The sequence below is a fragment of the Pseudomonas sp. 21615526 genome, assembly GCF_013386245.1.
In the GTDB taxonomy this organism is placed as follows: domain Bacteria; phylum Pseudomonadota; class Gammaproteobacteria; order Pseudomonadales; family Pseudomonadaceae; genus Aquipseudomonas.
Genome location: NZ_JACAOM010000041.1, coordinates 39,550 through 54,408 on the forward strand (window position 1 = coordinate 39,550; position 14,859 = coordinate 54,408).

Sequence of the window (14,859 nt, forward strand, 5' to 3'; positions counted from 1 at the left end):
GGGTGCTCCTTGTTTTGTGAAGTGATGCCGTCAGTGTGGCGGCCGGGTCGCCGGCTCAATAGGGCCAAGAATGGACAAGCGGGTTGGGACAAGATCAGACTTCAGGGCTGATTCACTGTGAGCCGGATAACGATGTCGTCACTGCCCAAATACCAGGAGATCTACCGGCGCTTTCGCCAGGCCATCGACCAGGGCCAACTGCGCCCCGGTGAGCGGGTGCCGTCGGTGCGCAGCCTGGCCCAGGAACTGAAGGTGGCCCGGGGCACGGTGGAGACGGCCTACCAGTTGCTGGTGAGCGAAGGGTTCTTCCTGGCGCGGGGCCAGGCGGGAACAGTGGTGGCCGAGGCGTTGCCGCAGCGCTCGATCAAGTCGTTGCCGGTTGAACCCGAACCCGAACCCGTGGCGCCGGCGTCGGCCCCGCGCCTGTTGCAGTTGGGCTTGCCGGCGCTCGACAGCTTTCCGCGCAAGCTGTGGGCGCGGCTGGTCACCCGGCAAGTGCGCCGAGTCGATGTGAACAGCCTGGCCATGGGCGATGTGCGTGGCGCCCGCTCGCTGCGTGTGGCGATCGCGCAATACCTGGCGCTGTACCGGGGCGTGGAATGTTCGCCGGAGCAGGTGTTCGTGTGTGCCGGTTACTCGGCGTGCCTCGCGCTGGTGTGTGATGCGCTGCAGATGGCCGGCCAGCCATGCTGGTTCGAAGACCCGGGCTACCTGCATGCGCGGCAACTGCTGCTGCACCTGGGGGCGCAGTTGGTCCCGGTGCCGGTGGACCGCGACGGGCTTGATGTGGAGGAGGGCATACGGCGTGCGCCCGGCGCCCGGCTGGCGATTGTCACCCCGGCCCACCAGAGCCCGCTGGGGGTCGCCCTCGGTACTGCGCGGCGCCATTGCTTGCTCGATTGGGCACAGGCCCACGGCGGCTGGGTGGTGGAAGACGACTACGACAGTGAGTTTCGCTACAAGGGCCAGCCCCTGGCCGCGCTCAAGAGCCAGGACACGGCCGACCGGGTGATCTACTCCGGCAGTTTCAGCAAGATGCTCTTCCCGGGGCTGCGCCTGGGTTATCTGGTGGTGCCTCGGGCGCTGCTCCCGGCCTTTGAGGCCAGCGCCGGCGTGCTGCAAAACCGCAGCGCCGAATTGTTGCAAGCCACCACGGCGGACTTTCTCGACCAGGGCCATTTCACCCGTCACCTGAAAAAAATGCGCCAGCTCTACACCGTGCGGCGCGGCTTTCTGGTGGAGGCACTGGCCAGTCATTGCGGGGCGCTTTTGCAGGTGGATGAGCAGTCCGGCGGGATCAACCTGCTGGCGCGGCTGCGGGTGGACGTCTGCGATCAGGCCGTCGCTGCGGCCGCCGCACGTGCCGGGCTGGGGATACAGGCCGTGTCGGGCTGGAGCATCGAGCCCGGCGGTCAGCAAGGCCTGTTGATGGGCTTCACCAACCTGGCGACTCGCCAGCAAGCTGTGGAAGCGGCGCTGGTGTTGCGCGAGGTCATCGACGGCGCTTTGTGAACACCGGTTGAACATCTTCATTCGCCACATCGGCCCCGAGCTTCTACCCTGAAGGCATAGCCCTCAGGACGCCAAGCGCTCATGTACAAAGACCTGAAGTTCCCGGTTCTGATCGTACACCGCGACATCAAGGCCGACACCGTTGCCGGCGACCGCGTCCGGGGCATCGCCCGGGAGCTTGAGCAGGAAGGCTTCAGTATCTTTTCGGCGGTGGACTACGCCGAGGGTCGCCTGGTGGCTTCGACCCATCACGGCCTGGCCTGCATGCTGATTGCCGCCGAGGGGGCCGGGGAAAATACCCATCTGATGCAAAACATGGTGGAGCTGATCCGCCTGGCGCGGGTGCGGGCGCCAAACCTGCCGATCTTCGCCCTCGGTGAGCAGGTCACCCTGGAAAACGCCCCGGCCGATGCCATGAGCGAGCTGAACCAGTTGCGGGGCATTCTTTATCTGTTTGAAGACACCGTGCCGTTTCTTGCCCGGCAAGTGGCCCGTGCGGCTCGCGCCTACCTGGATGGCCTGTTGCCGCCATTCTTCAAGGCCCTGGTGCAGCACACGGCGGATTCCAATTATTCCTGGCACACCCCCGGTCACGGCGGCGGCGTGGCCTATCGCAAGAGCCCGGTGGGGCAGGCGTTTCATCAGTTCTTCGGGGAAAATACCCTGCGTTCGGACTTGTCGGTGTCGGTGCCGGAGCTCGGCTCGCTGCTGGACCACACCGGCCCGTTGGCCGAAGCCGAGGCGCGGGCAGCGCGCAACTTCGGCGCCGATCACACCTACTTCGTGATCAATGGCACTTCCACCGCCAACAAGATCGTCTGGCACTCGATGGTGGGCCGGGATGACCTGGTGCTGGTGGACCGCAACTGTCACAAGTCGGTGTTGCATTCGATCATCATGACCGGCGCCATCCCGCTGTACCTGTGCCCGGAGCGCAATGAACTGGGGATCATCGGGCCGATTCCCCTGAGCGAGTTCAGCCCCGAGTCGATCCGCGCCAAGATCGACGCCAGCCCGCTGACCCGAGGCCGACCGGCCAGGGTCAAGCTGGCGGTGGTCACCAACTCCACCTATGACGGCCTGTGCTACAACGCCGAACTGATCAAGCAGCAACTGGGCAACAGCGTCGAGGTGCTGCACTTCGACGAAGCCTGGTACGCCTACGCGGCGTTTCATGAGTTCTTTGCCGGGCGCTACGGCATGGGCACCTCGCGCACGGCCGACAGCCCGCTGGTGTTCACCACGCACTCCACCCACAAGCTGCTGGCGGCGTTCAGCCAGGCATCGATGATCCATGTGCAGGATGGCGGCGTGCGCAAGCTGGACCGCGACCGCTTCAACGAAGCGTTCATGATGCATATTTCCACCTCGCCGCAGTACAGCATCATCGCCTCCCTGGATGTGGCGTCCGCAATGATGGAAGGGCCGGCGGGGCGGTCGTTGCTGCAAGAGATGTTTGACGAGGCCCTGAGCTTTCGTCGCGCCCTGGCCAACCTGCGCCAGCATATCGCCGCTGAAGACTGGTGGTTTTCCATCTGGCAGCCGCCGCTGGTGGCGGGCATTGACCGGGTGGTGACGGCGGACTGGTTGCTGCAACCCCAGGCCGACTGGCATGGCTTTGGCGATATCGCCGAAGACTACGTGCTGCTGGACCCGATAAAAGTCACCCTGGTGATGCCTGGCCTGAATGCCGGCGGGGCTTTGAGCGAGTGCGGAATTCCCGCTGCGGTGGTCAGTAAATTCCTCTGGGAACGTGGGCTGGTGGTGGAAAAGACCGGGCTGTATTCGTTCCTCGTGCTGTTTTCCATGGGCATCACCAAAGGCAAGTGGAGTACCCTGCTCACCGAACTGCTGGAATTCAAGCGCAGTTATGACGCCAACGTGAGCCTTGCTGTGTGTTTGCCATCGGTGTTTCAGCAGGGCCCGGCGCGGTATCAGGGATTGGGTTTGAAGGATCTGTGCGACCAGTTGCACAGCTGTTACCGCAGCAATGCCACGGCCAAGCACCTGAAGCGGATGTACACGGTACTGCCGGAAATCGCGATGAAACCGGCCGACGCCTACGACCTGTTGGTCAAGGGCGAAGTCGAGGCGGTGTCCATCGACGCTTTGCCAGGTCGGGTCGCAGCGGTCATGCTGGTGCCTTACCCGCCGGGCATTCCGTTGATCATGCCGGGTGAGCGCTTTACCGAATCGACTCGCTCGATCATTGATTACCTGGCGTTTGCCAGGACGTTCGATAGCAGTTTCCCCGGCTTTGTTGCCGATGTTCATGGATTGCAACACGAAGATGACGGCAGTGGTCGTTGTTACACCGTCGACTGCATCAAGGGTTAAGGATGTTTATGCAAGCTGTAATGAACCCGAAGTACCCGGGCCTCAGTGTCCGGGTGGCTGACGAAGGATTTGACGCCTACGTGTGGGGGAACGACTTCAGCTTTGAAGTCAACGCCTACGGCAAGCCGGAAATGGGCAAGCGCGTCGACCAGTGGGCGGTGGAGCGTATCGTGCCGTACCGCAAATGCTACGGCATCGACCCCGAGGAGTTCGCCAGCTTCCGTGACGCGGCCGACAGTGCGGTGTTCATGGCCTACCTCGATGACCGGCCCGTGGGGCATATCGTGGTCAGCACCAACTGGAACGGCTTTGCCCATGTGGATGAGCTGGCGGTGGTCTTGCCCGCGCGGCGCCACGGGGTGGCCAAGGCATTGCTGGACGTGGCGCAGTTCTGGAGCCGCAAGAAGAACCTGCCGGGGATGATGCTGGAGACCCAGAACAACAACCTCGGTGCCTGCCGGCTGTATGAGCGCTGCGGGTATGTGATGGGCGGGATCGACCACCTGCGCTATCGCGGGATTGATCCGCAGACGCGCGAAGTGGCGATTTTCTGGTATCGGTTGTTCAAGACAGAATTGGAAGCAGTCTGAGCTGCACCGATCAACTGTAGGAGCCGTCGAGCCCCAGCGAGGCCGCGATGGCGGTGTGTCAGGCAACCTCTTTATCGACAGTGCCGCCGCCTTCGCAGCCTCGCTAAAGCTCGACAGCTCCCACATTCGATTTGCGCAATTCAAGTACTTGCGACCGAACACACAACTCCCAGACTTCCCCCGATCCCCTGTGGGAGCCGTCGAGCCCCAGCGAGGCCGCGATAGCGGTGTATCAGGCAACCTCTTTATCGACAGTGCCGCCGCCTTCGCAGCCTCGCTAAAGCTCGACAGCTCCCACATTCGATTTGCGCAACCCAAGTACTTGCGACCGAACACACAACTCCCAGACTTCCCCCGACCCCCTGTGGGAGCCGTCGAGCCCCAGCGAGGCCGCGATAGCGGTAGGTCAGGCAACCTCTTTATCGACTGTGCCGCCGCCTTCGCAGCCTCGCCAAGGCCCGACAGCTCCCACATTCACGGCAATGTGCTTGTCAGCAGGTTTTCAGCCTTCTCGGTGACAATCTCCAGCAGCGCATTCAAGGCGGGCGATGGCTCGCTGCCCTTCAGGGTCAACGCATACAAGGTCACCACAATCGGCGGTGACAATGGGCACGCATGCAGCCCGGCTTCCCGTGCTCCGCTGGCGGTGAACGGGTCGACAATCGCCAGGCCTTCCCCGGCTTCTACCATGCTGCGCATCATCTGATACGTCTGCACCCGCGTTTGCACCACCGGCAGCGGGCGCAGGGCTTGCAGCTTGCTGTCCAGCAGGCGGCTCAGCGGGTCCTGGCCTTCAAGGCCGATCATCGACTGCCCGGCCAACTCCTGTAGCGCAATGTATTTCTGCCGCGGCTTCAGCCAGCCATGGGGCGCGAGCAATTGCAGCTTGCCATGGGCCATCGGTTGGCTGTGGATTTGCGGGTGTTCCGGGTCGTGCAGGCTCAGGCCGAGGTCGGCTTCGTGCAGCAGCAGGCTTTTGACGATATCCCGGGTGGAATGGCTGGAGAGGTTGCACGGCGTGTCTTGGAAACGTCGGCGCAGCACGGCGATCGCCTGGGGCAGCAGTTGATTGGCCAGCGGCGGGGTGCACAGTGCGCGCAAGGGCGGGGCATGGTGGTGCTTCAGGCTGCTGGCCAGGCGTTGCACCGGCTCAAGGGCTGCATAGAGGTGGGCGATTTCGGCCTGCAGCTCAAGGGTTTCCCGGGTGGCCTGCAAGCGTCCGCGCACACTGGCGAACAGCATGAAGCCCAACTGCAGCTCGGCATCCTTGAGGGTTGCGTCCACATCGGCCACGGGCAGTTGCAACCATTCGGCGGCGGTGCCGAGGTGTCCGGTCTGTAAAATCGCTTGAATGACTTCGATATGACGTAAACGCATGGCCGGAGTCTATGTTCAGCGCGACGTGGATTCAATGGCTCAGGCCCGGGCGTGGAAAAAAGACCCGCCACGGCAGCGCCCCAACTAGACTTGCACGATCAAGTCCCTTGGCGCCTGCAACCAGCAGGTCATACAAAGGGCGTATCAACCAGAGGATCCACGGGGGAGCCTTATCGATGCTCGGTAAAACAGACACGCGCGGGTTTTCGTTGTGGGACCTGCTGGTGGTGGTGCTGGTGGTCGGTGTGTTGGCGGTTGCGGTGGGGCCGCGGATCTTCGGCGACGTGACTCAGTCGGAAATCGCCACGGCCAAGGTCCAGTTGAAAGAGCTGGGCAAGGCAGTCGAGCGTTTTCATCAAGATGTAGGGCGTTATCCTACCGACGACGAGGGTCTGGCGGTGTTGACGGTTCAGCCAGCGGGAGAAGGGAAGTGGCGGGGCCCCTATCTCAAGGATCAGGACATGCTGACGGACCCTTGGGGCGTGGCCTATCAGTACCACTATCCTCCCAGCCAGGCCAAAACCAACTTTGATCTGTTCTCGTTCGGCAAGGACCGGACACTGGGAGGCGTCGGCGATAATGTTGATATCGCCTATGGGGAATAACGTTTTATGAAGCGTGGATCGTGGCGGATTCGCGGGTGATGATAGTGCCCGACTGAATCAGCCTGAACTCATCGCCATCCAGTTTTTCTACGCGGTCGCCAATGGCCAGCTTGTAGGTGGTGGTGGGCGCCGAGCCAGCCAGGCCGTCGAGGGGCGGGTTGGATTCCTGGAACTCATGCACCGAATAAACGCGACCTTCCGCGTCTCTGGCATGGAACTGTCCGACAAGTACTGCTGCCATCTGTTTAGAACCTCTGGAGATAAACACTCGATTTGCGGTTCTGTAGACCGTAGGAGAGCGGGGTAGTTTACCTATTGAAAAAAAATACTATTCGTTGACTTTTTCAGACATTACTTACAAATCCATCTGCGGTGTAAACGTCCCTGGGGATTGCAAAAACGCGCTGGTGATAGCGTCGCGCAGGCTCTATAACTACAAACTCCTTAAGTCAGAAATCGGGAAACCCCAATGAGCAAGGTCTACACGATTGCCGTACTGGTCGGCAGCTTGAGAAAAGAGTCGATCAACCGCAAGGTCGCCCTGGCACTGGCCGAGTTGGCGCCCGCCAACCTCAAGTTGAATATTGTCGAAATTGGCGATTTGCCGCTCTACAACGAGGACATCGACGGTGCTGCACCGCCGGCAGCCTACAGTACTTTCCGTCAACACGTGCGTTCATCCGACGCGGTGTTGTTTGTGACCCCCGAATACAACCGCTCCGTGCCGGGTGTATTGAAGAATGCGATTGACGTCGGTTCACGTCCTTATGGCCAGAGTGTCTTCAGCGGCAAGCCGGGTGCGGTGATCAGTGTGTCCCCCGGCGCCATCGGCGGTTTTGGGGCCAATCACCATTTGCGCCAGTCGCTGGTGTTTCTCGATGTGCCGTGCATGCAGCAGCCGGAAGCCTATCTGGGCGGTGCGGGCAGCGTGTTCGATGAGTCGGGCAAGGTCTCGGAAAAGACCAAGCCGTTTTTGCAGGCGTTTATCGACGCCTATGGCAAGTGGGTGGAAAAACAGCACGGTTGATCAGTCGTGCGAAAAAAGACCCCGCTATTTAAGCGGGGTCTTTTTTGTCTGCGGTCGGCCGCGTGGTCGGCGACTACGGCGCGATTAACGCAGCCAGTTGGTTTTCGCCAACTCGATCACCTCATCACCGCGTCCGCTCATCACCGCCTTGAGCATGTACAGGCTGAAGCCCTTGGCCTGCTCCAGCTTGATGCTCGGCGGCATCACCAGTTCCTGGGTGGCGGTGACCACGTCCACCAGCACCGGGCCGTCGTGGGCCAGGGCGCGGCGCAGGGCCGGTTCGAGGTCTTCGGACTGCTCTACGCGAATACCGAGGATGCCCATGGCGTTGGACATGGCGGCAAAGTCCGGGTTTTTCAGCTCGGTGCCGGTATCCAGGTAGCCCGCCGCTTTCATCTCCATGGCGACGAAGCCCAAAGAAGAGTTGTTGAACACCACCAGCTTCACCGGCAGGTTCAGCTGCGCCAGGCTGATGAAGTCACCCATCAGCATGGTGAACCCACCGTCACCGGACATCGAAATCACCTGGCGCCCGGGAAACGCGGCTTGCGCACCGATGGCCTGGGGCATGGCGTTGGCCATCGAGCCATGGTTGAACGAGCCGATCAACCGGCGCTTGCCGTTCATTTTCAAGTAACGCGCCGCCCAGACTGTCGGCGAGCCAACGTCGGCGGTGAAGATTGCGTCGTCGTCCGCCAGTTCGCTGAGCAGGCGCGCAACGTATTGCGGGTGAATTGGCCTGCCGGCCTTTGACGGTTCCGCCAGGTCATCCAGCCCTTGGCGGGCTTTGTCATAATGCTTGAGCGAGGTTTCGAGGAAGCTGCGGTCCGTCTTGCGGGTCAGGCGCGGCAGCAGCGCCTGGATGGTCTCGCTGACGTCAGCTGCAATGCCCAGGTCCAGCGTGGCACGTCGGCCCAGTGCCTGCGGGTTGCGGTCGACCTGGATGATCTTCGCGTCGGTCGGGTAGAACTGGCGATACGGGAAGTCGGTGCCGAGCATGATCAGCGTGTTGCAGTTGAGCATGGCGTGGTAGCCGGAGCTGAAGCCGATCAGGCCGGTCATGCCGACGTCGAACGGGTTGTCCCACTCCACATGTTCCTTGCCGCGCAGGGCATGCACCACGGGCGCGCCGAGGGCGTCGGCCAGGGCCACCACCTCATCGTGGGCGCCGGCACAGCCGCTGCCACACAGCAGGGTGACTTTGCCGCTGTGTTCGAGGATGTCGGTGAGGCGTTGCAGGTCCTGTTCCGCCGGCAACGTGCGCGGTGCCAGCAGGGCCGGCCACGGTTTGAATTTATCTTCTACTTCCAACAGTGACACATCCCCCGGAATCACCACCACCGCTACGCCGCGATTGAGGATCGCCGAGCGCATGGCACGGTGCAGTACGTGAGGCATCTGCTCGGGGTTGGTCACCAGCTCGATAAAGTGGCTGCACTCCTTGAACAGTTCCTGGGGATGGGTTTCCTGGAAGTAGTTCAGGCCGATCTCGGAGGAGGGGATCTGTGCGGCAATGGCCAGCACCGGCACGTGGTTGCGATGGCAATCGAACAGGCCATTGATCAAGTGCAGGTTGCCGGGGCCGCAGCTGCCGGCGCATACGGTCAGCTCGCCGGTGGCGGCGGCTTCGGCACCGGCGGCAAACGCGGCCACTTCTTCGTGGCGCACATGCATCCACTCGATGCTGTCCATGGTGCGCAGGGAGTCGGTCAGGCCGTTGAGGCTGTCGCCGGTCAGGCCCCAGATGCGCTTGATGCCCGCCTGTTCAAGGGTGGTCGCCAATTGCTGGGCCAGGGTGATTTTCGCCATGAAGAACTCCAATCGTCAGTGAGGGTAAAAAGCTGCTGATCAGTTAAGGACAGTTCCATGGCGCTGAATGCTCCCCGCTCAATGTGAAGAATTGGTCATCGCAGCGCGATATTGCCGAGTGCGGCGGGCGATAAACAGTTGGTCTTTTATCAACGCCAGCAGCGGCGTCACCCCGGGTTTCGGCTGGCGGCCACGGCTCAGGCGGCGAAGCTGATAGCGCACCACTGCCATGCTCGCCAGGCTGGCCAGGGGTTTGCGCTTCCAGCGGATCGGCGGCAATTGCGGGTTGAGATCGCGGCCGGCGCGCCATTGCTTGATCAGGTGCGGCTCCAGGGTCAGCGCGGTGGCGATCCCGGCCATGGCGATGCCGCTGTCCAGGACTTGCTGCACGATCGGCAAGCGCCGGATGCCGCCGGTGACCATCACCGGCATGTTGGCGACTTTCGCCAGGTCGCTGGCCATCTCGATGAAATAGGCTTCGCGGGCCAGGGTGCGTCCGTCGCGAGCCTCGCCTTGCATGGCCGGGGCTTCGTAGCTGCCGCCGGACAGTTCCAGCAGGTCGATGGCCAGCGGGTTGAGCAGTTCGACCACGGAGCGGGCGTCGGCGGCGTCGAAGCCACCGCGCTGGAAGTCGGCGGAATTGAGTTTCACCGCCACGCAGAAATCCGCGCTCACGGCGGCGCGCACGGCTTTGATCACTTCCAGCAACAGCCGCGCACGGTTTTCAACGCTGCCGCCCCAGCGGTCTGTGCGCTGGTTGCTCAAGGGCGAGAGAAACTGGCTGAGCAGGTAGCCGTGGGCCGCATGGATCTGCGCACCGCTGAAGCCGGCCTTTTCGGCGAGACGCGCGCTGGTGGCGAAGCGCGTGATGACGTCCTGGATATCGTCCTCGGTCATGGCCTTGGGTTGGGCGAACATCTTCGAAAAGCCGCCGAGATCGAGGGCCACCGCCGAAGGTGCCAGGGCCTGCTGGCCGAGGTTGGCCATGGTCTGACGGCCCGGGTGGTTGAGTTGCACCCAGAACTGCGCGCCCTTGGCCCGGCCAATCGCGGCCCATTGGCGAAATTTGTCCAGGTGACGTTCGTCTTCCAGCACCACGCCGCCGGGGCCGGTCATGGCACGGCGATCAATCATCACGTTGCCGGTCAGGATCAGGCCCGGCTCGCCGTCGGCCCAGGCTTGATACAAGCGCATCAGGGCCTCGGAAGGCGCCTGGTTCGCATCCGCCATGTTCTCTTCCATCGCCGCCTTGGCGATGCGGTTACTGATGAGCTGGCCGTTGGGCAATTGCAACGCTTCAAAGGGCGACATGCTTGACTCCTCACATTGGGAGCGCTCAGGCTAAGCTTAAAGGTCACTTTAAGGTCAATGGGGTTGGCGATGAATATTGGTGAACTGGCGGAACGCAGCGGCTTGGCAGCCTCGAAGATTCGTTTTTACGAAGCCCAGGGGCTGATCCAGGTCGAGCGACAAGGTAATGGCTATCGCCGTTATCCCATGCAGACGTTGCAGACGCTGCAATTGATCCAGGGCGCTCAGCGCGCCGGTTTCAGCTTGCAGGAGTTGAAGGCGCTGATGCCCGACGATTCCCCGAGCGAGGCGAAACGCGCCGATATCATCTTGAGGCTTGAGCGCAGGATTGCGCAGATAGAAGAGCTTCAAGCCCGAATGGACCAGAGCAAGGCAGAGTTACGCGCGGTGATCGCCACGATCCAGGCACACCCGGAAGGCACGCCGTGCACCCAGGCGCAGGACAAGGTCTGGGCCTCAATCGAGGCGCATAAAAAAACGCCGCGCATCTGACGATACGCGGCGTTCGTTTACAGCAACAAAACCTTAGGCTTGAACCACAGGGATGTTGGCGCTTGCAGCAATTTCACGGAACTCGGCGATCTGGTCAAAACTCAGGTAGCGATACACGTCGCTGGCCATGGTGTTGATCTTCGCGGCGTATTCCATGTACTCCTCGACGGTCGGCAGGCGACCCAGGATGGAAGCCACCGACGCCAGCTCGGCCGAAGCCAGGTAGACGTTTGCGCCGTCACCCAGACGGTTCGGGAAGTTACGGGTCGACGTCGATACAACTGTCGAGTTCGGCTCTACACGTGCCTGGTTACCCATGCACAGCGAGCAGCCCGGCATTTCCATGCGCGCGCCAGCCTTGCCGTAGATGCCGTAGTAGCCTTCTTCGGTCAGTTGGTGAGCGTCCATCTTGGTCGGCGGCGACAGCCACAGACGGGTTGGCAGCTGACCCTTGACCTGATCCAGCAGTTTACCGGCAGCGCGGAAGTGACCGATGTTGGTCATGCACGAACCGATGAACACTTCGTCGATCTTCTCGCCAGCAACGCTGGACAGCAGACGGGCGTCGTCCGGATCGTTTGGCGCGCAGAGCACAGGCTCCTTGATGTCGGCCAGGTCGATCTCGATGATTTCCGCGTATTCGGCGTCAGCATCGGCAACCATCAGCTCAGGGTTGGCAACCCAGGCTTCCATCGCTTGGGCACGACGTTCCAGGGTGCGCGCATCGCCGTAGCCTTCACCGATCATCCAGCGCAGCAGGGTGATGTTGGAGTTCAGGTACTCGGTGATGGATTCTTTCGACAGCTTGATGGTGCAACCGGCAGCCGAACGTTCAGCCGAGGCGTCGGACAGCTCGAAGGCTTGTTCGATGCTCAGGTTGTCCAGGCCTTCGATTTCCAGGATACGGCCGGAGAAAGCGTTCTTCTTGCCTTTCTTCTCTACGGTCAGCAGGCCAGCCTGGATCGCGTAGTAAGGAATGGCGTGAACCAGGTCACGCAGAGTGATACCAGGCTGCATTTCACCTTTGAAGCGCACCAGGATCGATTCCGGCATGTCCAGCGGCATGACGCCGGTGGCGGCGGCGAACGCTACCAGGCCGGAACCGGCCGGGAACGAAATGCCCATCGGGAAACGGGTGTGGGAGTCACCACCGGTACCGACGGTGTCCGGCAGCAGCATGCGGTTCAGCCAGCTGTGGATGATGCCGTCGCCTGGACGCAGCGATACGCCGCCACGGGTCATGATGAAGTCAGGCAGGGTGTGGTGGGTGGTCACGTCGATCGGCTTTGGATAGGCCGCGGTGTGGCAGAACGACTGCATTACCAGATCGGTGGAGAAGCCCAGGCACGCCAGGTCTTTCAGTTCGTCACGGGTCATGGGACCGGTGGTGTCCTGGGAGCCGACGGTGGTCATCTTCGGTTCGCAGTAGGTGCCTGGACGAACGCCAGCCACGCCGCAGGCCTTGCCGACCATTTTCTGCGCCAGGGTGTAGCCCTTGTCGCTTTCAGCCGGGGCTTCCGGCAGCTTGAACAGGGTCGAAGGTGGCAGACCCAGCTCGGCACGTGCCTTTTCGGTCAGGCCACGGCCGATGATCAGCGGGATACGACCGCCGGCACGGACTTCATCCAACAGGACCGGAGTCTTCATTTCGAAGGTGGTCAGGACTTCATCGCTGTTGTGCTTGGTGACTTTGCCAGCATGCGGGTACAGGTCGATCACGTCGCCCATGTTCATGTTGGTAACGTCGAACTCGATTGGCAGTGCGCCGGCATCTTCCATGGTGTTGTAGAAGATTGGAGCGATCTTGCTGCCGAAGCAGAAGCCGCCAGCGCGCTTGTTCGGCACGTAAGGCACGTCGTCGCCGAAGAACCACAGTACCGAGTTGGTGGCCGATTTACGCGACGAACCGGTACCGACCACGTCACCGACGTAGGCGATCGGGAAGCCCTGGCCGCGCATTTCTTCGATCTGCTTCATCGGGCCGGTCTTGCCTTGCTCATCCGGCACGATGCCTTCACGGGCCATTTTCAGCATGGCCAGGGCGTGCAGCGGAATGTCAGGGCGGGACCAGGCGTCCGGGGCAGGGGACAGGTCGTCGGTGTTGGTTTCGCCGGTGACCTTGAACACGCGCAGGCTGATCTTGTCGGCCAGGGTCGGGCGGTTCTTGAACCACTCGCCGTCGGCCCAGGACTGGATCACGGCTTTGGCGTGTTCGTTGCCGTTCCTGGCTTTTTCCGCGACGTCGTGGAAAGCATCGAACATCAGCAGGGTGTGCTTGAGTTGGGCGGCAGCGACGGGGGCCAGGGTGGCGTCGTCCAGCAGCTCGACCAGGGTCACGATGTTGTAGCCGCCTTGCATGGTGCCGAGCAGTTCAACAGCGCGCTTCTTGTCGATCAGGGGAGAAGTGGCTTCGCCCTTGGCCAGGGCAGACAGGAAACCGGCCTTGACGTAGGCAGCTTCGTCAACGCCTGGTGGAATGCGGTTGGTGATCAGGTCAACGAGGAATTCTTCTTCGCCAGCCGGGGGATTTTTCAGCAGCTCGACCAGGCCTGCGGTTTGTTCGGCGTTAAGCGGCTGGGGAACGATACCCAGGGCTGCACGCTCTTCGATATGTTTGCGGTAGGCTTCAAGCACAGTTATTACCCTCATCAGTGGTCCCACGGGACGCTCATCCAGAAATGCACGGCACGCATGCGCTCAGGGGCTTTTTGGGCCGTAGAGCCAGCGCTGCCGGCAATCCTCACAGAAGCTGCTTTCAAAGTTTTACGCCTGCAGAACGGAGCTGATGAGGGTTGGCGATGGTTATTTACCGGGTAAATAACCATCGCCAACACCGTTCTTTAGGAACGACTGTGCTCGTGACGCTTTGAAAACAGCTTCCAACGGATTATTGGCGCCTTACAAGGCCGGATGATTCTACGGCAAAAAAATTCTAAACGTAAGTTGCCGCGCCAAGTTTGCAGGGTGATCAACCTTAGACAAAGGGCTAACATGTGCAACTGTTTCGCTGATTTGTGCGTTGTCGACCATGTCTAACCAAACCATCAAGACCCCCTGCGTAGGCCTGTGCTCCACGGTTTACGGCGATCTTGTGTGCCGGGGGTGCAAGCGGTTTCACCATGAGGTGATTCAGTGGAACGGGTATAACGAGGAAGAAAAACGTGCGGTGTGGCTGCGGCTGGAGCAGTTGTTGGTGCAGGTGATGGCCGGGAAGCTTGAGGTGTTTGACCCTAAAATGCTGCGGGGGCAGCTGGAGCAGCGCAAGATTCGGTTTGTGCCGCATCAGTCGGAGTACTGCTGGGCGTATCAGTTGATTGCCCGGGGAGCGCGGGTGATCAGCAATCTTGAGGCTTATGGGATGGTATTGATGCCGGAGTTTCGGGAGTGGGGGTTGCCTGAGTTGCGGGATGCGATTGATCGGGAGTTTTTTATTTTGTCCGAGGCGCATTATCAGCGGTATATCGCGCCGGGGTTTCTCAGGGATGCGTTTGGGGGGTGATTGAGTACATATCCGTTATTTGGGTAACGGCCGCTTATGGTTCCGCTCTTACAGCGGCTCACTTTGGAAAAGCCCCAAAGTAAGCAAAGGGCTCTGCCCCGCCTGTCGGCGCCTCGCCTAGGCTCGGCGTTCCCTCACTCCGGCATTGCTCCGCGGGCCGCCGCGACGGGCCATCCATGGCCCGGCGCGGCTAAACCGGCGTCCTGCCGGTTTACCCGCTCCGCAATACCTGCGTTCGGCCTCGGGCTTATTGGGGCAGTCAGATCAAGATCAAAAGCAAAAGCAAAAGCACAGCGGCCT

Annotated in this window: 12 protein-coding genes; 7 read left to right on the top strand and 5 right to left on the bottom strand. The window is 61.4% G+C overall.

Going from position 1 to position 14,859, the window contains the following annotated elements; translation table 11 throughout:
- Nucleotides 1-132: 132 nt before the first annotated feature.
- The 3 genes from HX786_RS14210 (at nucleotide 133) to HX786_RS14220 (ending at nucleotide 4,439) form a co-directional block, all read left to right on the top strand.
- The gene (locus HX786_RS14210) at nucleotides 133-1,512 is read left to right on the top strand and encodes a PLP-dependent aminotransferase family protein (RefSeq protein ID WP_178912252.1); all 1,380 of its coding nucleotides are present in this window, start codon (nucleotides 133-135) and stop codon (nucleotides 1,510-1,512) included.
- Between the two features lie 81 nt (nucleotides 1,513-1,593).
- The gene (locus HX786_RS14215; protein WP_087693840.1) at nucleotides 1,594-3,849 is read left to right on the top strand and encodes an arginine/lysine/ornithine decarboxylase; all 2,256 of its coding nucleotides are present in this window, start codon (nucleotides 1,594-1,596) and stop codon (nucleotides 3,847-3,849) included.
- 20 nt (nucleotides 3,850-3,869) lie between these two features.
- Nucleotides 3,870-4,439, top strand: coding sequence for a GNAT family N-acetyltransferase (locus HX786_RS14220; RefSeq protein WP_003217028.1), 570 nt, complete (start codon nucleotides 3,870-3,872; stop codon nucleotides 4,437-4,439).
- 474 nt (nucleotides 4,440-4,913) lie between these two features.
- Here HX786_RS14220 and HX786_RS14225 read toward each other — a convergent pair whose 3' ends face one another.
- The gene (locus HX786_RS14225; protein WP_178912253.1) at nucleotides 4,914-5,816 is read right to left on the bottom strand and encodes a LysR substrate-binding domain-containing protein; all 903 of its coding nucleotides are present in this window, start codon (nucleotides 5,814-5,816) and stop codon (nucleotides 4,914-4,916) included.
- 176 nt (nucleotides 5,817-5,992) lie between these two features.
- Between HX786_RS14225 and gspG the strand changes: the two genes are divergently transcribed.
- Nucleotides 5,993-6,421 (top strand): type II secretion system major pseudopilin GspG, encoded by a 429-nt coding sequence (gspG, locus tag HX786_RS14230; RefSeq protein WP_008431333.1) that lies wholly within the window; start codon nucleotides 5,993-5,995, stop codon nucleotides 6,419-6,421.
- Between the two features lie 4 nt (nucleotides 6,422-6,425).
- Here the strand turns inward: gspG and HX786_RS14235 are convergent, their stop codons facing one another.
- Nucleotides 6,426-6,662, bottom strand: a complete 237-nt coding sequence (locus tag HX786_RS14235) for a hypothetical protein (RefSeq protein ID WP_003209248.1) — start codon at nucleotides 6,660-6,662, stop codon at nucleotides 6,426-6,428.
- Nucleotides 6,663-6,890: 228 nt separating this feature from the next.
- Here HX786_RS14235 and HX786_RS14240 point away from each other — a divergent pair, with 228 nt between their 5' ends.
- Nucleotides 6,891-7,448, top strand: a complete 558-nt coding sequence (locus HX786_RS14240; protein ID WP_008431334.1) for an NADPH-dependent FMN reductase — start codon at nucleotides 6,891-6,893, stop codon at nucleotides 7,446-7,448.
- Between the two features lie 84 nt (nucleotides 7,449-7,532).
- Here HX786_RS14240 and poxB read toward each other — a convergent pair whose 3' ends face one another.
- Both poxB and HX786_RS14250 read right to left on the bottom strand, forming a co-directional pair.
- Entirely contained in the window at nucleotides 7,533-9,257 is a 1,725-nt protein-coding gene (poxB, locus tag HX786_RS14245; protein ID WP_178912254.1) for a ubiquinone-dependent pyruvate dehydrogenase, read from the bottom strand.
- A gap of 78 nt (nucleotides 9,258-9,335) precedes the next feature.
- Nucleotides 9,336-10,568 (bottom strand): NADH:flavin oxidoreductase/NADH oxidase family protein, encoded by a 1,233-nt coding sequence (locus HX786_RS14250; RefSeq protein WP_178912255.1) that lies wholly within the window; start codon nucleotides 10,566-10,568, stop codon nucleotides 9,336-9,338.
- A gap of 69 nt (nucleotides 10,569-10,637) precedes the next feature.
- Between HX786_RS14250 and HX786_RS14255 the strand changes: the two genes are divergently transcribed.
- Nucleotides 10,638-11,060 carry a MerR family transcriptional regulator gene (locus HX786_RS14255; protein WP_087693749.1) on the top strand — a complete coding sequence of 141 codons (423 nt, stop codon included), beginning with the start codon at nucleotides 10,638-10,640 and terminating at the stop codon, nucleotides 11,058-11,060.
- 33 nt (nucleotides 11,061-11,093) lie between these two features.
- Here HX786_RS14255 and acnB read toward each other — a convergent pair whose 3' ends face one another.
- A complete protein-coding gene (gene acnB, locus HX786_RS14260; RefSeq protein WP_003209239.1) occupies nucleotides 11,094-13,694 on the bottom strand; it encodes a bifunctional aconitate hydratase 2/2-methylisocitrate dehydratase in 2,601 nt (866 codons plus the stop codon).
- Nucleotides 13,695-14,088: 394 nt separating this feature from the next.
- Here acnB and HX786_RS14265 point away from each other — a divergent pair, with 394 nt between their 5' ends.
- Nucleotides 14,089-14,559 (top strand): DUF1289 domain-containing protein, encoded by a 471-nt coding sequence (locus tag HX786_RS14265; protein ID WP_003209237.1) that lies wholly within the window; start codon nucleotides 14,089-14,091, stop codon nucleotides 14,557-14,559.
- Nucleotides 14,560-14,859: the final 300 nt, after the last annotated feature.